Genomic DNA, 19,179 nt, shown 5'->3' on the forward strand with positions numbered 1-19,179 from the left:
ACATGAGGCTTGGCCAATCCATCGGATATGGCTAAGATTTGCCGATCGACAGGCCGAGGTTGCGCCGGCTTGTCTCAGGCAAAGGTGCGGATTTGGAAGAGACCTCGAGAACGACCCACACGATGCGCGCGCTGATGGAGCTTCGCAAGAAGATCCTGAGCGGCGACTACCCCGGAGGCACCCGGCTTTTCGAAGTGTCGCTGGCCGAGACGCTGCAGATTTCCCGAACGCCGGTGCGCGAAGTGATGTCGCGTCTTGCGGAAGAGGGGCTCCTCGACCGGTTGGCGAATGGCGGTTTCGTGGTCCGAAGCTTCACCTATGCGGATGCCGTCGACGCGATCGAGCTGCGCGGCGTGCTGGAGGGGACGGCGGCGCGGCTTGCCGCCGAACGCGGTGTCTCCCAGGCGGGATTGGATCAGCTTCGGGAGATCCAGGCGCGGCTTGACGATTGTTTCGGTGAGGCTGCGGACGACGTGGACCTGGAAGCCTATTCGGAGGCGAACGCAAGGTTTCATGTGGTGCTGGTCGAGCTTTCCGGCAGCACGGTGATCCAACGGGAGGTCGAGCGCGCGACACGGCTGCCGTTCGCGTCGCCATCGGCTTTCCTGTCGGGCCGGGCCCACGTGGCGGCCTTCCGCCAGTCTCTGCATATCGCGCAGGAGCAACATCGCACATTGGTATCGGCGATTGCCGGCCGTGAAGGTGCAAGAGCCGAATTCATCGCCCGCGAACATGCCCGCATCGCCCGCAAGAACCTCGAATACGCCGTGTTCGAGGATCCGGAACTGATGCTGACCGTTCCCGGTCTGGTGCTCCTCAACGCCTGAGACCCAACGCCTGGTGAGGGTTTTGATGGTCGGAAGCCTTCGGTTTACTATCCGGAGGCGATCGTCAGCCTGCCGAATATTTCCCCTTGAATTTGTCTTCCGATGCCGTCATGTATACATGACGTCTCAAGCCACAGACAAACCATAGGGAGGAATTCCGTGACTCAGGCCAATCTCACTCAAGTTTTGAAGGATGCGGGCAACACCGTCGAGCATCTGCGCAACTCCAAGACCGGTATCTATGTATACCCGGTCGTGGCTCCGGAATTCTCCAACTGGCGTTCGGAACAGGCTGCTTGGCGTGAAGGCGCGGTTCTTTTCGACCAGTCGCATCACATGGACGAACTGGTCGTCGAAGGCCCGGACGCTGCCAAGTTCCTGGAAAGCTTGTCGATCAACAGCTTCGCCAATTTCGGCGTCGATCGTGCCAAGCACTACGTTCCGGTGACGCCGGCCGGTCACGTCATCGGCGACATGATCATCTTCCGCGAAACGGAAGAGAAATTCGTTCTCGTCGGCCGCGCGCCGACCGCCAACTGGCTGCTCTACAACGCATCGCTCGGCAAATATAACGTCAAGCTGACCCACGACCCGCGTTCGCCTTCGCGTCCGGACGGCAAGCTCGTCACCCGCATCCATTACCGCTTCCAGATCCAGGGTCCGGATGCGCCGAAGGTCTTTGAAAAGATGAACGGCGGCCCGATCCCGGAGATCAAATTCTTCCACGTCGACTGGATCAATGTCGGCGGCCGCAAGGTCCAGGCCCTGCGTCACGGCATGGCCGGCGCTCCGGGTCTCGAAATCTGGGGTCCGTATGCGGAGAAGGACGAAGTCCGCGCCGCGATCATCAAGGCCGCTGAAGAGGCCGGCGTCGATCTGCGCCCGGTCGGCAGCCGAGCCTACGCCACCAACACGCTGGAATCCGGCTGGATCCCGTCGCCGCTTCCGGCGATCTACACCGGCGACGAACTGCAGGCCTATCGCGACTGGCTTTCTGCCCAGAGCTACGAAGCTTCGGGCTCGATCGGCGGCAGCTATGTCTCCGACAATATCGAAGACTATTATCTCAACCCCTACGAGCTGGGTTACGGCGTCTACGTCAAGTTCGACCATGACTTTGTCGGCCGCGCCGCAGTCGAAAAGCAGAAGGCGACCCCGCAGCGCCGCAAGGTCACTTTCGAGTGGAATTCCGACGACGTCGTCAAGGTCATCGCTTCGGCTTTCCAGCCCGGCGAACAGGCCGCCAAGTGGATCGACTTCCCGCTCTCCAACTACGCCTCGTCCAGCTTCGACAAGGTTCTGAAGGACGGCAAGGTCGTCGGCCTGTCGATGTTCAACGGCTATAGCTACAACGAGCGTTCCATGCTGTCGCTCGGCGTCGTCGATGCCGACATCAAGGAAAACGACATCCTGACGCTCATCTGGGGCGAGCCGGATGGCGGCACTTCCAAGACCTCCGTCGAGCAGGGCCACAAGCAGGCTGAGATCCGCGTTCGTGTCGCGGCCGTGCCCTACGCTCAGGAAGCACGTGAAAATTACGCCGAAAGCTGGCGCACAAAGAAGGCCCTCTAATCGAAGGGCGTGCGAGAACGGGTTGTTCTCGCACGCCGCTCCGTCCGTCTGACCGGACGTTTTTCATTGGCTAAACGGGGGGAGGATCAACAATGGCACTTTTGAATCTATTCAGGGGCAAGCAGGAAGAGAAGTCCGCCGAGCCGGCAAGCTTCAGGGACCTTATCGACGGCTATTCCATCGAAGTCATGCCGCGCACGGCGGCCAAGATCGAAGATTTCAAGGCACTGCTGCCGAAGGGCACGCGGGTCTATATCGCCCATATCGACGGGACGCCGATCGAGGACATGGTGCAGACCGCAAGGCGTCTGCACGAAGACGGCTTCCCCGTCATGCCGCATTTTCCCTCCCGCATCATCGCAAGCCGCGCGATCCTGGAAGACTGGATCAAGCGCTACAGGAACGAGGCGGGCGTGGAACAGGCGCTGCTGCTCGGCGGCGGGGTATCGACGCCGGCAGGGGATTTCGACAGTTCCATCCAGCTGATCGAGACCGGCCTGTTCGACCGCTACGGCTTCAAGCGGCTGCATGTCGCAGGCCACCCGGAAGGCAACAAGGACATCGACAAGGATGGCGGTTACAGGATCGTCGACGAGGCGTTGAAGTTCAAGCAGGCCTATTCCGAGCGCACCGATGCGGAGATGGCGATCGCCACGCAGTTCGCATTCGATGCCAAGCCGGTGATCGCCTGGGCGGAGCGCATCGCTGCCGCCGGCGTCAAGCTGCCGATCCATCTCGGGATTGCCGGGCCGACCAAGCTGCAGACGCTGATCAAGTTCGCGATCGCCTGCGGTGTCGGCCCGTCGCTCGGCGTGCTGCAGAAGCGCGCGATGGACCTCAGCAAGCTCCTGGTTCCCTACGAGCCGACGGAAGTGCTGACCGAGATCGCCGACTACAAGGCTTCCCATCCGGAAAGCCTCATCCAGCAGATCCATGTCTTCCCGCTCGGCGGCATTCGCGCCAGTGCGGAATGGATGAACGAACAGCTGACCGGCGAGCGCAACGTCGCGCCGTAAATCAACCGAAACGGGGCAAGTGCCGGACTTGCACCGTTTCGACCCGCTGCCGGGAGGAGAAAGGCAGGGGAGGACAGGCACGTGGACTATCCCAATCTGCGCCATATCCGTCTTTTCTGCGCCTGCCTGCGCACCGGCTCGCTGACGCGGGCGGCCGATATCGTCGGCGTCACCCAGCCGGCGGCCTCGCAGGCGATTTCCCGCCTCGAAGACCGCTTTGGAACTCGGCTTCTCGAGCGCGGGCCGGGCCACGCGATGGCGACCCCGGCAGGCCGGGTCGTCCAGACCCGATCGCTCAGGGCGCTCGATCTTATCAGGACCGGTTGCCAGAGGCTCCAGGCGGATTCGGGTTCTCGCGGCTCCTCTGCCGATGCGCGGCTGACGATCTCCCACCTGCGCGCCCTGCAGGCCTTTGCCCAGACCGGAGGGTTTCCAGGGGCCGCGCGTATCCTCGACCAATCGGGTGCCGCGGTTCAGCGCACGGCGCGCAATGCCGAGGCAATCCTCGGGACAAGCCTTTTCGAGGCCGATGGCCGCGCGACGCGGTTCACCAGTGCCGGCCGCGCCGTCGCCCGCTGGGCCGGCCTTTCTCTGAAAGAGCTCGGCAATGCCACCGAGGAAGTGCAGGAGTTGCGCGGCAAGTTCGACGGCCTGGTATCGATCGGCGCGCTGCCGATGGCGCGCACAACCATCGTGCCGGATGCGATCGCCTCGCTGGCCCTCACCCATCCCCTGGCGCGGTTCGAAATCCTCGAAGGCAGCTATGAGCAGCTCCTCAGCGATCTGGAAATGGGGCATATCGATTTCCTGATCGGCGCGCTGCGCAGCCGGCTCACGCCGTCGCTTGTCCAGGAGCCGCTTTTCGATTTCCGGCTCGCGGTCGTTGCCGGCGCGGGTCACCCGCTTTCGGGCAAGGCCGACGTCTCGCTTGCCGAACTCGCCGCCTACCCCTGGGTCGTGGCCCGCAAGGGCACCCCCAACCGCAACACGTTCGATGCCCTGGCGGCGAGGTTCCCCGATGGACCGCAGATGCAGGGAACCGTCGAGACCGGTTCGCTGACGGCGTTGCGCGGTATCCTGATGCAGACGGATCGGCTGGCGCTGCTTTCCCGGCACCAGATCCGGCACGAGCTGAAGGCGGGGTTCCTGACGCTTCTGAATTATGACGTATCGGGAAAACCGCTGTCGATCGGCATCACCACCCGCCGCAACTGGCAGCCGACGGCTCTCCAGGCGGAATATCTGGCGGCGATCCGGCGCGTGGTCGCGACCGAGGAGACAGTCAGCGCTCCCGGCGGCACCCGCCTGCCTCCGCTGAAGGCGGCCGAGTAGCACCACTTGCCATTGCAGTTTTCGCAGTTATCGTTATTGCCGCGTATGTCCGGCCGGTCTGATGTCGCGCGCCGTCAGGAAAGAGCGGGAGCATCTTGAGAAAAAAGGCCGTCAACAGTCTCGAACGCCTGCAAGCCGTCCTTGAGGTTTTCACCGAGGATCGTCTGGAATGGACCCCCGAAGAGCTGATGGAAGAGCTGGGCTATAGCCGGCCGACGCTTTATCGCTATCTCAAGATCCTGAAGGACAGTGGGTTCCTCACCTCCATGCCGAATACCGGCTTCACCCTGGGGCCGCGGGTGGTGGAGATGGATTATCTCCTGCGGAAATCCGACAATCTCATCCTCTCCGGCGCCCCCTACCTCCAGAAACTCACCGGGCGATACGAATGCACGGCGCTTCTGGTGCGCTGGTACGGCGAAAAGATCCTCTGCGTCGATTCGGTCAGTTCCAGCCGGGAGGCGATCAGCAGCTATCCGCGCGGGCGGCCGATGCCGCTTAGCAGGGGCGCGATCGGCCGCTCCATCGTCGCCTTCCTGCCGCGCCGCAATCTGGTGCCGCTGATCAATCGCACGCTCGACGACTGGCAGGCGGCGGGCGCCGGCGATACCGTGGAAGCCGTCCTCGACGGGCTGAAGTCGGTTCGCAAGAAGGGTTACGCCGTGGCCCATGGCGAGGTGACGCCCGGTGTCGTCGGTTTCGCGGCGCCCATCTTCGATGTGGGCCAGAGCCCCATAGCCAGCTTTTCCGTAACGATCGCTCAGGAACACGCCCGCGGCTCCGCCGTGGAGGATATCGGCCGGGAAGTGCTGATCGCAGCCGGTGAGATCACCGCCGCGCTGGCCTCGCATCGACACAGGATTTCTGGTCGATAATCTCATAATACAAGAAAATGTGTTGACTTCCGGCGACTGCCTTCGCATTTTGCCGCAACGGAGCATGGCCGAGATCCCGGCATCGCTCGGCTCGCGGATTTTTTAAACGCCTCGGGGCACTGGACTTCCCTCAAGTTCCCGGTGCCGTCGCAGGACAGACAGGAGGAGCATTCCATGAAGAAGATCGACGCTTTCAACCACATCTGGCCGAAGCCCTTTTTCGACAAGCTGATCGGCTATATCGGCACGATGACTGACGTCACCATGCGTTCGGGCGCGGTACCGATGATGACGGACCTCGACCGCCGTTTCCAGGTGATGGACATGTTCGGCGGTGACTATCAGCAGGTCCTGTCGCTTGCTTCTCCGCCGCTCGAAAAGCTGGCTGGGCCTGAGCGCGCCTATGACCTCGGTCGGATCGGCAACGATTCCCAGAAGGAACTCTGCGACAAGTATCCGGAGCGTTTTCCGGCCTTCATCGCCACCGTTCCGATGGAAAACCAGGAATGGATGATGGCGGAAACCAAGCGCGTGGTCGAGGATCTCGGCGCATGCGCGGTTCAGATCTTCACCAACTACAGCGGCAAGCCGCTCGACCTGCCGCAGTTCGAGCCCTTCTTCGAATATATGGCGAAGTCCGGCAAGCCTGTCTTCCTGCATCCGTCGCGCGGCGCCAACTTTCCGGATTACCTGACCGAAGACCGTTCGGAATACGAGATCTTCTGGACCTTCGGCTGGCCGTATGAAACTTCGGCCGCGATGGCCCGCCTCGTGTTCTCGCGCATCTTCGACAAGTACAAGGGTCTCAAGGTCGTCACCCATCACGCCGGCGGCATGGTGCCCTTCTTCGAAGGCCGCGTCGGTGCCGGCTGGGACCAGATGGGCAAGCGCACGACCGACCGCGACCTTTCCACGGTGCTGAAGGCGCTGGAGCGCCCGCATCTCGAATATTTCAAGGAATTTTATGCCGATACGGCGAGCTTCGGTTCGACCAAGGCAATCGAGCATGCCATCGAATTCTTCGGCGAAGACCGCGTGCTTTTCGCGTCCGACGCGCCGTTCGATCCGGAAGGCGGTCCGATGTACATCCGCGAGACCATCAAGGTTCTCGACAACATGAACATCTCCGACGCCACCCGCCAGAAGATCTACGAGGGCAATGCCAAGAAGCTTCTCGGCCTGAAGTAAACGATCCGGGTTCCGGGATTATCGGACGCGCGGGCGGCAACGCCCGCGCGTTCTTCATTTGGCGAGCCGGTCGATGTAACGCCTGGCGGAGCGGGCGACGATCGCCTGCCCATCCTGGCGGACATTCTGGTGCGAGAAGGCGCCGTAAATCCGCTCGAAAGGCCAAAGTGCCAGCCGCTCCGCGACATCGGCAACTTCCGCGGCGCTGAGCGGCAGCATGTTGGGGTAGCTCCACATGAAGGAGACGTGGTCGGCGCCCGGCGTGACCTGGACGATATCTCCGGCCAGCAGCACGCCCTTGTCGTCTTCGCCCGTCCAGTGCAGGACGGTGCCGCCGGCAAAGTGCCCACCGCCATGAACCAGGGTGACGGACGAGGAGAGCACCAGGGCATCCTCGTCCCACAGCCGGACGTGATCCGAGGGACGGCAGATCCACTCCTTGTCCGCGGCATGCAGATAGATCGGCGCGTCGAAGGCGGCGGCCCAGTCCTGCATGGTCGTGTAATAGTGCGGATGGGAGATCGCGATGGCACTGAGGCCACCCAATGACTGGACGATCGCCTTGGTCGCGTCGTCGAGGAGCGCGATGCAATCCCAAAGGATGTTTCCCGCCAGCGTGCGAACCAGCAGGGCCCTCTGGTTGATGGCGAAGGCGGGGACGGTCTGGATCGCAAACAGTGCCGGTTCGAGCTGCACCCAAGAATTTCGGTGCGTCCGTGCAAGCTTTTCCGTCGTCGTCCAGGCCTGGCCGGAAGGCGGTATATACTGGCGCTCGTCTGTGCAGATCGGGCACGCTTCCGGCGCGTCCTGAGCTTCCTCGAAAGAGGTGCCGCAGGCGCCGCAGAGATAAACCGACATCGAAACCTCCCTCGGGACTGTCCATTGGTCCCGTCATGATTTTGATAGGAAACGATATTCGTCAAGGAAAGGAAAGAAAGTCCTTGTGTCCCCCGAGGTTGGACAGCCGGAAACGCTCATATTCTCGGGGAAGGATTCACCTTTTCCAAAGGCGGGTGCGATAGGGTCGGGCGGATTTATTCCACGCCCCAGAGGATCGGATGACGGCCCCGAAGACGCCAAGGCTGCTGAACCTGGATATCCTGCGCCTCGTTTCGGCGCTAATGGTGCTGACCTTCCACTACGGTTTCCGCATGCGGATTTCCGGCGAGGGCGGCAGCATCGGCTTTCCGGAACTCGCACCCTTTGCCATGTGGTTCGATGCCGGCCTGCTGATCTTCTTTGGGATTTCCGGCTATGTCATCACCATGTCTGCGGAAGGCCGCACGGCCTATGATTTTGCCGCCGGACGCTTCGCGCGGCTCTGGCCGACCTTCATCACCTGCGCGACGATCACCGCCATCGTGCTCGCTGTCTGGCATGTGCCGACCCTCGATCCGCCGACGGTCAAACAATGGCTGGCGCATGTCGTCATCATCTCGCGCGGCCTCGGCCAGCCCTTTCTCGACGGGGCCTACTGGACGATCGCCTACGAGATCATCTTCTACTTCTGGGTCTTCCTGCTGATCGCTACCGGTCTTTTCGAGCGCGGCTGGCGCATTGTCGTGCTGGCATGGCTGGCGATTTCCGTCGTCAACGAGGCCTTCATCGGCAGCGGCGCGATCCAGAAACTGCTGATCACCGAATATTCCGGTTACTTCGCCTTCGGCCTGGCGCTTTACAAGGTGAGACAGCATGCCTCCCTTTCGAGCCTCTTTGTGCTTGCAGCCGCCGTCTGCTGGGCAATCGCCACCCCCTTCCTGACCGAGCCGGATTTCATCGCAACATACGGGCTGAACCGCAGTGCCGTCGGGCTCGCGCTGATCGGGCCGCTGGCGCTCGCAGCGGTTACGGTCTGCGCTGCGGCTCCGTCGCTGCGCATTTCTCCGGCACTGGCGATCGGGCTCGGCGGCCTCACCTATCCGCTCTACCTGCTGCACCAGAATATCGGTTACGCCGTGTTTGCCCGTTTCGGCACGGACCAGAACCGCTGGATCGTTGCCATCGTGCTGGTTGCCGTCCTGCTTTTCGTCGCCTGGGTGATCGCAAGGACTATCGAACCGGCGGCGCGTCGGGCGATCATCCGCGCCGCGGGTCATCTTCGCGACGGTTTGGGGCGCCTTAGACAGCGGACCGCCTGATCCGGATTGACGAGCTTATTTTACCCGGATAAATCTCCTCCTCCATGCAGAGGAAGCAGATGGCAGATTTTCATTGGACCGCTTTTCGAGGCGAAAACCGCATTGCCGGCGGTTCACCGGCCGAGGTCGTGACGGCGATCAAGGCCGGCGGCCATGAAGGCGTTCTGGTTTTCGACGATGTGACGGGAAAGCCCGTCGATCTCGATCTCCGCGGCACGCTCGAAGACTGTCTCGGCCGCCTTCCCACGCACAATGTGGAGCCTGTCGAGCCGGTGGAACGGCGGCCCGGACGGCCGAAGCTTGGCGTGGTGCCGCGCGAGGTGACACTGCTGCCGCGGCATTGGGAATGGCTCGGCCAGCAGCCGGGCGGGGCCTCGGTGGTTCTGCGCAAGCTCGTCGATGCGGCGCGTGCATCCAGCCGTTCGGGAGATGATAGGCGCCGGGCTCGGGAGGCCGCCGACCGTTTCATGCGGGCACTCGGCGGGGATCAGCCGGGATATGAGGACGCGGCGCGGGCGCTTTATGCCGGGCAGGAGGATCGCTTCAAGGAGCTGACGGAGAGTTGGCCGAAGGATGTCCGTGACCACGCCCGATATCTCGCTCGATCCGCATTCGGGGCCGGCTCCGCCGAAGAAAAATAACGTCCGGTATTTCGGGTCGCCCCGAGGAATGCGGCCGAACATCAGGCGGTTCGGAGCGGTCCGGTACTTTTTGAACAGGTTCTGTCCGCGATTGAACATGGACCGGATGAAAACCGCACCGTAAGTTGTTTCGAGTCGCCGGGGAGGGTGGCTCGGAGGAGCAGTTATGGATCGCATGAAGAACAAGGTCGTTCTCGTGTTCGGCGCCGGTTCGGTCGGCCCGGGTTTCGGGAACGGCAAGGCCGCGGCCGTCGCCTATGCCCGCGAGGGCGGCATCGTCGTCTGCGTCGACGTCGATCTCGATGCGGCGAGGAACACCGTCGACGTTATCGAATCCGAGGGCCGCACGGGCTTGGCGCTTGCCGCAGACGTCACCAAATCCATTGATATTGCTGCCGTCGTCGAAACGACCATGGAGCGCTTCGGCCGCATCGACGTGCTGCACAACAATGTCGGCATAAACCTGCCGGGCGGGGCGGCCGAGGCAACCGAAGAAAGCTGGCGCAAGGTGATGGACGTCAACCTCACCAGCGCGTTCCTAACCTGCAAGGCCGTTCTGCCTATCATGGAGAAGCAGGGCAGCGGCGCGATCATCAATATTTCCTCGCTCGCCTCCATCCGGTGGACCGGTTATCCATACGTTTCATATTATGCATCGAAGGCGGCGCTAAACCACTTCACGCGCGCGATTGCGATCGAATATGCGGCCAAGGGCATCCGCGCCAACGCGATTCTGCCGGGCTTGATGGACACGCCGCACATCCAGAAACAGATCAGCGGTTATTATGGCTCCACCGAGGAGATGAAGGCCAAAAGAGACGCCCTTTCGCCAATGAAACGCCAGGGAGACGGCTGGGACATCGCCTGGGCCTCGGTTTTCCTCGCGTCCGACGAGGCAAAATACATCACCGGCGTCGAGCTTCCGATCGATGGAGGGCTGCATGTGACGGTGTCCGGCAGCTTGAATTGAGGCTATTGCCGGTCCCTTGGAACAAGATCCATGATGTGGATCGGTTTTAAAGTTTTCTACTCCGGCGGCAAATTTAGGCTTGCCTAATCTGTCTGTCTTCAGCAAACTCCGGCAACTTGAAGAAGAATAAGATCCAGATCATGGACCACTGCGGATGGCTGGAGGAGCCGGACGTCGGGAGGAAAAGCGGTTACGCCGGAGAGGGGTGTAGGCCGCCCGGATTAGCGGCTCGGCCGCGATTATCCGGAGTGTTTCTTCCGTTTGTCCCCTTCTCAGCACAGAGGAGGATGAAGCGTGACCGCAGCCCATAATACGATCGAGCCCATGGATGAGGCTTCTCTGCTCGCCGGGCTTGAGGGCGTGGCGCCGCAGCAGAGCGGTTCCGTCTGGATGCGGCCGGTAGAAGCGGTTGCCGCAGCACTTCTCGTTGGCATTATCGCGCTTCTGTTGGCCGGGGTGATTTCGCGCTATGTCTTTTCACTGCCGGTCGTCTGGATCGACGAGGTGGCGTCGATCTCCTTTCTCTGGCTCGCCATGCTCGGCTCCGCCATGGCGGTCGACCGCAGCGAACACCTGCGGCTGACGCTTTTCGTCGGCATGCTGCCGGAAAAGCTGCGCGGCCTGGCGAATACGCTCGCCCTGCTGCTGATGGCGCTCTTCCTCGGCGTCATGCTGCGGCCGGCCTATGAATACGCGATCGAGGAATCCTACATCACCTCGGCAGCGCTCAACATTCCGATGAGTTTCCGCGCCGCCGCCCTGCCGGTCGGTATCGGGCTGATGCTGATCCTCGCGGTCGTCAATGCGCTGAAGGGATCGACCTTCCGGCAGGTGGCGATATCCGTGGTGGTGATCGCCGCCGTGACGGCGCTGCTCTGGCTCGTCGGGCCGAGCCTCAAGCAGATCGGCAACTGGAACATTCCGATCTTCCTCGTCGGGTTTGTGGCGCTGTTCCTGGTTCTCGGGGTGCCGATCGCTTTCTGCTTCGGCCTCGGGACGCTGGCTTTCCTGACCTTCACGACGTCCGTGCCCGTCTTCGTGATGATCGGCCGTATGGACGAGGGCATGTCGAGCATCATCCTGCTCTCGGTGCCGATCTTCGTGCTGCTCGGCTGCGTGCTGGATGCGACCGGCATGGGCAGGGCGATCGTCGAGGTGCTCGCCTCGCTGCTCGGCCATGTCCGTGCCGGCATGTCCTATGTCCTGCTCGGCTCGATGTTCCTCGTGTCCGGCATTTCCGGCTCCAAGGTCTCCGACATGGCGACGGTCGCGCCGGCGCTGTTTCCGGAAATGAAACGGCGTGGCCACAAGCCGCCGGAGATGATCGCGCTGCTGGCGACCGGGGCGGCGATGGCGGAAACCGTGCCGCCGTCGATCGTGCTGATCGTGCTCGGATCCGCGGCCGGCGTTTCGATTGCCGGGCTGTTCACGTCGGGTTTCGCGATTGCCATGGTTCTGCTGCTGGTGCTGGCGATCCTGGCGCGCTGGAAGGCGCGGCACGAATCCATGGCCGGTGTTCGCCGTGCGCCGCTTTCGGTGATCAAGAAGGCGTTTCTGGTCGCAGCCCCCGCACTGCTATTGCCCTTCCTGATCCGCACCGCCGTTGGCGAGGGGATTGCCACCGCAACGGAAGTTTCGACGATCGCCGTCCTCTACGCGATGATCATCGGCGCGACGCTTTATGGCGGCATCAGCCTGAAGAAAGTCTATTCCATGCTGGTGGAGACGGCGGCCCTTTCCGGCGCGATCCTGATGATCCTGGGGGCTGCGTCCGCCATGGCCTGGGCGCTGACCCAGACGGGGTTCGCGGCGCAGCTTGTGCAGGCGGTTCAGGGCCTGCCGGGTGGATGGATGACTTTCATGGGTGTCACCATCCTGATCTTCATGGTGCTCGGCTGCGTGCTGGAAGGCCTGCCGGCGATCGTGCTGATGGCGCCGATCATGTTTCCGGTGGCCCGCTCGCTCGGCATCAACGACATCCACTATTCGATGGTGGTGGTGACGGCGATGAATATCGGCCTGATGACGCCGCCGATCGGCATCGGTTTCTACATCGCCTGCAAGATCGGCAATGTCTCGCCGGATGAAGCCATGAAGGCCATCTGGCCCTATATCGGCGCGCTGATGATCGGCCTTCTGGTGATCGCGGCCGTGCCCTATTTCTCGACGGTTTTCCTATGAAGGCCGTGAGACCAAAAAGACCTAGGAACTGAAATCGGAGGAGGATTTCATGAACGTCAACCGCAGAACGCTTCTTTTGGGCGCGGCCACGACCGGCATCGCCACGACCTTTTCAATCCGCACGCGGCCGGCCAACGCCGCCGAGTTCACCTACAAGTTCGCCAACAACCAGGCGCTGACGCATCCGATGAACGTCCGCGCCAAGGAAGCCGTCGCCAAGATCCAGGAGGAGAGCGGCGGCCGCATGGCGATCAACATCTTCCCGTCGAGCCAGCTCGGCGCCGACACCGACATGCTGAACCAGGTGCGTTCGGGCGGCGTCGAAATGTTCAGCCTGTCGCCGATCATCCTGTCGACCCTGGTGCCGAACGCCTCGCTCAACGGCGTCGGCTTCGCATTCCCGAGCTATGACAAGGTCTGGCCGGCGATGGACGGCGAACTCGGCAAATATGTTCGCGCCGAGATCGAGAAGAAGGGGCTGCTGACGCTCGACAAGATCTGGGACAACGGTTTCCGGCAGATCACCTCGTCCAAGGGACCGATTACGACGCCGAAGGATCTCGAGGGCTTCAAGATCCGCGTGCCGGTGAGCCCGCTCTGGACCTCGATGTTCACCGCCTTCGGCTCGGCGCCGGCCAGCATCAATTTTGCCGAAACCTATACGGCGCTGCAGACCGGCATCGTCGACGGGCAGGAAAACCCGCTCGCCATCCTGACGACCGCCAAGCTGTTCGAGGTGCAGAAATACGTCTCGATGACCAACCACATGTGGGACGGTTTCTGGATCCTGCTCAACCGCCGCTCCTGGCAGGCGCTGCCGGCGGATCTGCAGGGGATCGTCTCGAAGCACTTCAACGCCGCCGCCGAGCTGCAGCGCAAGGATGTCATGGGCCTCAACGCCACCGTCCAGGCGGAGCTCGAGGCCAAGGGCATGAAGTTCAACAAGCCGGACGGCGCGCTTTTCCAGGAGAAGCTGCGTGCTGCCAATTTCTACAAGGACTGGAAGTCGAAATACGGCGACGAGGCCTGGGCAATCCTCGAAAAGGCCATCGGCAAGTCGTTGAGCTGATCTGCGGCGGACATGCATCGGGTAGGAAGCGGCATATGCAACAAGTGAACGAAAACCTGTCGGGTCTTCGGGAAGGTGCCGCTTCCGGCTCGGGTGCGCAGGCGGTGGAGCGGGCGCTGCAGCTTCTCTCCATCGTCGGTCGCGGAGCGGAAAAAGGCGTGGCGCTGGCCGATGTGGTCGCCGATAGCGGCCTCAACAAACCCACCGCCCGGCGGCTTCTGATGGCGCTGATGCGGTCCCGCCTCGTCGAGCAGGACGAGCTTACCCGCCGGTATTATCTCGGCGGGGAGCTTTATGTGCTGGGCATGCTGGCCTCGCGCCGGCATGGCCTCTTGGAAATGGCGGGCGAGAGCCTGAAACGGCTTTCGGCCAAATCCGCCGACACGAGTTTCGTGTCGATGCGGCGGGACGACTATGCCGTCTGTCTGCATCGCGAGGAGGGCACGCATCCGGTGCGCACCCACGCGCTGCTCACCGGCGACCAGAACCCGCTTGGCGTCGGCGCCGGCTCGCTCGCCATGCTGGCGGCATTGCCAGATGCGGAAGTGGAGGCCATCCTCGGCCGGATCGAGGGCGTCATTACCGCCCAGTATCCCGGCTATTCGACGGATATCATCCGCGAGGACGTCGTCCGCACGCGTGAGCTTGGTTACGCGCTCAATCCCGGGCGGGTGATCGCCAATTCCTGGGGGATCGGCATGGCGATCCTGCTGCCCGACGGGCGGCTCGCCGGGGCTCTGTCGATCGCCGCGATCGACAGCCGCATGGGTGAGGTGCGCCAGAAGGAGCTTGCGGCCCAGCTGGCCCATGAGGTCGAGCGGGTGCAGGGCAAGCTGAAATCGTTATTCAGTTCGGAAAATCCGGCGCCTCGAAAGGCGCCGCAGACGGCCCGGTCGAGAACACCGGAACGTGTTTGAAACAAAGGAGAAGGTCATGGCAGGAGCAGAGATCGTCGGTTGGGCCCATTCGAAATTCGGCAAGTCCGAAGCGGGCTCGACGCGGGAATTGATGGCCGAGGTGATCAATCCGGCCCTCGAACACGCCGGTATCACGGCCAAGGATGTCGACGGCATTTTCGTCGGCGTGTTCAACAACGGCTTTTCCAAGCAGGATTTTCAAGGCGCACTGGTGGCGATGGCGGCCGACGGGTTCGATCATGTACCGGCGGTGCGGATGGAGAATGCCTGCGCCACCGGTTCCGCGGCCCTTTATTCCGCGCTCGATTTCATCGCTGCCGGGCGCGGCAAGATCGCGCTGGTCGTCGGTGCCGAGAAGATGACCGCGCTGCCCACCAGGGAGACCGGCGACATCCTGCTGTCGGCCTCCTACCGCGAGGAGGAGGCGGATGTCGAAGGCGGTTTCGCCGGCCTCTTCGGCCGCATCGCCAGCCATTATTTCCAGCGTTATGGCGACCGTTCGGAAGAGCTTGCGATGATCGCGGCGAAGAACCACGCCAACGGCATGAAGAACCCCTATGCCCATATGCAGAAGGATTTCGGCTTCGATTTCTGCAACACGGTGTCCGACAAGAACCCCTATGTGGCGGCGCCGCTGAGGCGTACCGATTGCTCGCTGGTTTCGGATGGTGCGGCGGCGATCGTGATCGCCTCGCCGGAAGTCGCGGCCGGCATGAAGCGCGCCGTCGCCTTCAAGGCGCACAATCACGTCAACGATATCCTCGCCATGTCGCGGCGCGATCCGATCGCTTTCGAAGGCGCGCGCATGGCCTGGCAGAAATCTCTGGCGGAGGCGGGCGTTTCGCTCGACGATCTGAGCTTCGTCGAAACCCATGACTGCTTCACCATCGCCGAGCTCATCGAATACGAGGCGATGGGGCTTGCCGAACCCGGCAAGGGCTATCGCGTCATCCGCGAGGGCATCACCCGCAAGGACGGCCGCCTGCCGGTCAACCCGTCCGGCGGGCTGAAATCCAAGGGCCACCCGATCGGCGCAACCGGGGTTTCCATGCATGTGATGGCGGCGATGCAGCTCTGCGGCGAGGCGGGCGACATGCAGCTGCCGAAGGCGACGATGGCCGGCGTCTTCAACATGGGCGGCGCTGCCGTCGCCAACTACGTGTCGATCCTGGAGCGGACGAAATGAATGCGACGACCTCGGTTGGCGTCGGCGATCGGACTGAGCCGAAGGGCGGGCTGAGCCCCCGTTCGACGCGGGTGATGAACCTTGCCCGCTTCGTGACGCAGGCGATGCGCCGCGAACCGCAGGGGATCGCGCTTGTCTGGGCCGAGAAGACGTGGACCTGGGAGGAGTTCGAGGCCCGCATCGACGCGATGGCCGCGGCGCTGCAGCAGCACTTCGGGGTCACCAAGGGCGACCGCATCCTGGTCCAGTCGCAGAACTGCAATCAGATGTTCGAGAGCATGTTTGCCTGTTTCCGGATCGGCGCCGTCTGGGTGCCGACCAATTTCCGGCAGACGCCGGAAGAGGTCGCCTATCTCGCCAAGGCGAGCGGCGCGACCGGTCTGATCTGCAACGCCTCGTTCCCGGATCATGCGCGGGTGGTGCGGGAGAGCAATCCGCAGATCGGTTTCGTCATTGCCATCGGCGAAGCGGACTTCGGGCCATCCCATGATGCAATCGTTGACGAATTCCGTGGCAGGAAGCCGGTCGAGGCGCGGGTCGAGCGCGACGATCCGTGCTGGTTCTTCTTCACATCGGGCACGACCGGCCGGCCGAAGGCGGCGGTGCTGACCCACGGCCAGATGGCCTTCGTGATCAACAACCATCTCTGCGACCTGATGCCGGGCGTGACCTCCGCCGATGCGGCGCTGGTCGTCGCCCCTCTGTCGCATGGCGCGGGCGTTCATCAGCTCACTCAGGTCGCGCATGGGGTGAAGACCATCCTGCTGCCGACGGAAAAGTTCGATATCGACGCCGCCTGGGCGCTGATCGAAAAATGGCGCGTCTCGACCATGTTCACGGTGCCGACCATTTTGAAGCTTCTGGTCGAGCATCCGGCTGCCGACACATACGACCATTCCTCGCTGCGATACGTCATCTATGCCGGCGCGCCGATGTATCGCGAGGACCAGAAGCGGGCGTTGAAAAGCCTGGGCTCGGTAATCGTGCAATATTTCGGGCTCGGTGAGGTGACCGGGGCGATCACCGTTCTGCCGCCAGCACTACATTCGCCCGAGGACGGCGAAGCGGCGAGGATCGGTACCTGCGGCATAGAGCGCACGGGCATGCAGGTGTCGATCCAGAACGATGCGGGCGAGGAGGTCGCGCCTTACGAGACCGGCGAGATCTGCTGCATCGGCCCGGCGATCTTTGCCGGTTATTACGACAATCCGGAGGCCAACGAGAAGGCGTTCCGCAACGGCTGGTTCCGCACGGGCGACCTCGGCCATATGGATGCGGAGGGTTTTCTCTACATCACCGGCCGCGCCTCCGACATGTATATTTCCGGCGGCTCGAACGTCTATCCGCGCGAGATCGAGGAGAAGCTTCTCACCCATCCTGATGTCAGCGAGGTGGCGGTTCTCGGAGTGCCGGATCCGCTCTGGGGCGAAGTCGGCATCGCCGTCTGCGTCGCCAAGCCCGGTTCGGCGGTGACCGAGAGGGACCTGTTCGCCTTCATCGACGGCAGGATGTCCCGCTACAAGATGCCGAAGCGGTTCATCTTCTGGGATGCGCTGCCGAAATCCGCCTATGGCAAGATCACCAAGAAGATGATCCGAGAGGAGCTGCAGGCGCGCGGCGAGCTTGATGATAAGCCGGCTAATGATCGGCCGGCGCTGCGCCAGCTCAAGCATCCGGGCCCTGTCGCGCCGATCAGGCGAGAGGCGGTACGGACCACTTTGACGCCGGTCGAGGGCGTCCTGCGGCCTGGCGAGGTCTTTATGGCCGGGGTGGCGCGCATTTTCGCGGAGGCGGGCTGCAAGGGCGGTTTCCTCAATATCGAGGGCGGCGCCTGCGATCCGTTCCGGTATGTCCTGCCGGCCTTCTCGCCGGACGAGGACCATGTTGCCTGGTACAGCGACACTTTCGCGCCGGAAGCGGGCGGCAGGTTCCAGACCGCGACCGCAATGGTCGGCGAACGGGACGGTGCGCCGTTCCTGCACTGCCATGGCGTCTGGGATACGGGCGAAGGGGCTCTGCGCATGGGGCATGTGCTGCCCTTCGACAGTGTGGTGAGCCAACCGATCGCAGTCAAAGGTTATGGCAGCGCCACCGCGACCTTCTCGTCCATCCCCGATCCGGAAACCAATTTCACGCTGTTTTCCGCCAAAGGCAAGAGCGGCGAGGGCAACGGGATCCTGCTACGGGTGCGCCCGAACGAGGACGTCGGGATAACGATCGAAGACGTCTGCCGCGAGCATGGCATCGAGAGCGCCCGCATCTACGGCATAGGCAGCATCAACGAGCCCGTCTTCGAGGATGGGCGTCGGATCGTCTGCCTCGCGACCGAGATCGCCATCGAGAACGGCGTGCTGGAAAAGACGCCGGACGGGCTCCGGGCCTCGATCGAGGCTGCGGTCGTCGATACGGACGGGGTGATCTATCACGGCCGGCTGGCGCGGGGCGACAATCCGGTCGGCGTCACCTTCGAACTGGTCATCATCGAAAACCGGGAGAGCTGAACATGCGCAGCGTCGTCGTCACCGGTGCGGGATCGGGTATCGGCCTTTCGACGACGGAGCTTCTGATCGAGGCCGGCTGGCATGTGCTGGCCGCCGACCGCGATGCCGAAGCACTCGAACGACTGATGGAACGTCTCGGCAATCGCGCCGGTCTTCTCACCGCCGTTCTCCTCGATATCACCGACGAGAAGGCGATCGCGGATTTTGCGGAGCGGTGCCAAGCGCTCCACAGCCCGCTGCAGGCATTGGTCAACAGCGCCGGCATCGGTTCGAACGTTCGGTTCGCCGAGACCACGACCGATCAGCTTCGGCGCATGTACGAGGTCAACGTCGTCGGCGCGTTTGCCCTGTCCCAGGCGCTGGCGCCGATCATGCGGGAGAACGGCGGCGGCTCCATCGTCCACATCGCTTCGGTTTCCGGCATCAAGGGCAATCTCGGCCGCTCCGCCTATGGCGCGTCGAAGGGCGCGCTGGTGACGCTCACCAAGATCATGGCCGTCGAACTCGCAGACGACCTGATCCGCGTCAACGCGATTGCGCCGGGGCCGATCGAGACGCCGATGGTCAAGGAAACCCACACGGCCGTGACGCGCGAGGAGTGGAACCGCACCGTGCCGATGCGCCGCTACGGCCGGCCGGAAGAGATCGCCACGGCCATCGCCTTCCTCGTCGACGAGCGCCAGTCTTCCTATGTGACCGGCCAGATTCTCGCCGTCGATGGCGGATTTACCGCTGCCGGGCTGATGGCCTGATCCGTTCCGGCACG

15 protein-coding genes and 1 pseudogene are annotated in these 19,179 nt (G+C 62.9%); 15 read left to right on the plus strand and 1 reads right to left on the minus strand.

The annotated features are described in order from the left end of the window. Positions 1-92 precede the first annotated feature (92 nt). The 6 genes from ACZ9EJ_RS19855 to ACZ9EJ_RS19880 all read left to right on the plus strand — a co-directional run bounded on the left by ACZ9EJ_RS19855 (position 93) and on the right by ACZ9EJ_RS19880 (position 6,810). Positions 93-827, plus strand: coding sequence for a GntR family transcriptional regulator (locus tag ACZ9EJ_RS19855; RefSeq protein ID WP_370649709.1), 735 nt, complete (start codon positions 93-95; stop codon positions 825-827). A gap of 159 nt (positions 828-986) precedes the next feature. Continuing rightward, the gene (ligM, locus tag ACZ9EJ_RS19860) at positions 987-2,399 is read left to right on the plus strand and encodes a vanillate/3-O-methylgallate O-demethylase (RefSeq protein ID WP_046631640.1); all 1,413 of its coding nucleotides are present in this window, start codon (positions 987-989) and stop codon (positions 2,397-2,399) included. A gap of 92 nt (positions 2,400-2,491) precedes the next feature. Beyond that, positions 2,492-3,415 (plus strand): methylenetetrahydrofolate reductase, encoded by a 924-nt coding sequence (locus ACZ9EJ_RS19865; RefSeq protein ID WP_046631642.1) that lies wholly within the window; start codon positions 2,492-2,494, stop codon positions 3,413-3,415. A gap of 81 nt (positions 3,416-3,496) precedes the next feature. Next, complete coding sequence (locus ACZ9EJ_RS19870) at positions 3,497-4,747, plus strand: LysR family transcriptional regulator (RefSeq protein ID WP_046631644.1); 1,251 nt, start codon at positions 3,497-3,499, stop codon at positions 4,745-4,747. Positions 4,748-4,842: 95 nt separating this feature from the next. Next, positions 4,843-5,622: an IclR family transcriptional regulator gene (locus ACZ9EJ_RS19875; protein WP_046631646.1), complete on the plus strand. Its 780-nt coding sequence runs from the start codon at positions 4,843-4,845 to the stop codon at positions 5,620-5,622. A gap of 174 nt (positions 5,623-5,796) precedes the next feature. Continuing rightward, positions 5,797-6,810, plus strand: a complete 1,014-nt coding sequence (locus ACZ9EJ_RS19880; protein WP_046641765.1) for an amidohydrolase family protein — start codon at positions 5,797-5,799, stop codon at positions 6,808-6,810. Between the two features lie 54 nt (positions 6,811-6,864). Here ACZ9EJ_RS19880 and ACZ9EJ_RS19885 read toward each other — a convergent pair whose 3' ends face one another. Beyond that, positions 6,865-7,668, minus strand: coding sequence for an MBL fold metallo-hydrolase (locus ACZ9EJ_RS19885; RefSeq protein WP_046641766.1), 804 nt, complete (start codon positions 7,666-7,668; stop codon positions 6,865-6,867). A 200-nt stretch (positions 7,669-7,868) separates the two neighbouring features. Between ACZ9EJ_RS19885 and ACZ9EJ_RS19890 the strand changes: the two genes are divergently transcribed. The 9 genes and pseudogenes from ACZ9EJ_RS19890 to ACZ9EJ_RS19930 all read left to right on the plus strand — a co-directional run bounded on the left by ACZ9EJ_RS19890 (position 7,869) and on the right by ACZ9EJ_RS19930 (position 19,165). After that, entirely contained in the window at positions 7,869-8,948 is a 1,080-nt protein-coding gene (locus tag ACZ9EJ_RS19890) for an acyltransferase family protein (RefSeq protein ID WP_046641767.1), read from the plus strand. 59 nt (positions 8,949-9,007) lie between these two features. Next, positions 9,008-9,589 (plus strand): DUF2239 family protein, encoded by a 582-nt coding sequence (locus ACZ9EJ_RS19895; protein ID WP_046641768.1) that lies wholly within the window; start codon positions 9,008-9,010, stop codon positions 9,587-9,589. A gap of 166 nt (positions 9,590-9,755) precedes the next feature. Further along, positions 9,756-10,559 carry an SDR family NAD(P)-dependent oxidoreductase gene (locus tag ACZ9EJ_RS19900; protein WP_046641769.1) on the plus strand — a complete coding sequence of 268 codons (804 nt, stop codon included), beginning with the start codon at positions 9,756-9,758 and terminating at the stop codon, positions 10,557-10,559. 324 nt (positions 10,560-10,883) lie between these two features. Continuing rightward, positions 10,884-12,740, plus strand: coding sequence for a TRAP transporter large permease (locus tag ACZ9EJ_RS19905; RefSeq protein WP_046641779.1), 1,857 nt, complete (start codon positions 10,884-10,886; stop codon positions 12,738-12,740). A gap of 49 nt (positions 12,741-12,789) precedes the next feature. Then, positions 12,790-13,809 carry a TRAP transporter substrate-binding protein gene (locus ACZ9EJ_RS19910; protein ID WP_046631655.1) on the plus strand — a complete coding sequence of 340 codons (1,020 nt, stop codon included), beginning with the start codon at positions 12,790-12,792 and terminating at the stop codon, positions 13,807-13,809. A 35-nt stretch (positions 13,810-13,844) separates the two neighbouring features. Next, entirely contained in the window at positions 13,845-14,726 is an 882-nt protein-coding gene (locus ACZ9EJ_RS19915; RefSeq protein ID WP_046641770.1) for an IclR family transcriptional regulator, read from the plus strand. Between the two features lie 16 nt (positions 14,727-14,742). After that, a complete protein-coding gene (locus ACZ9EJ_RS19920) occupies positions 14,743-15,912 on the plus strand; it encodes an acetyl-CoA acetyltransferase (protein ID WP_046641771.1) in 1,170 nt (389 codons plus the stop codon). Further along, positions 15,909-17,537 (plus strand): annotated as a pseudogene (locus tag ACZ9EJ_RS19925) (acyl-CoA synthetase); the annotation flags it as partial. The gene ACZ9EJ_RS19920 and the pseudogene ACZ9EJ_RS19925, both read left to right, overlap by 4 nt. Before the next feature lie 878 nt (positions 17,538-18,415). Continuing rightward, entirely contained in the window at positions 18,416-19,165 is a 750-nt protein-coding gene (locus ACZ9EJ_RS19930; RefSeq protein ID WP_046631660.1) for an SDR family NAD(P)-dependent oxidoreductase, read from the plus strand. Positions 19,166-19,179: the final 14 nt, after the last annotated feature.

This window comes from Neorhizobium sp. USDA 3394 (assembly GCF_056280385.1).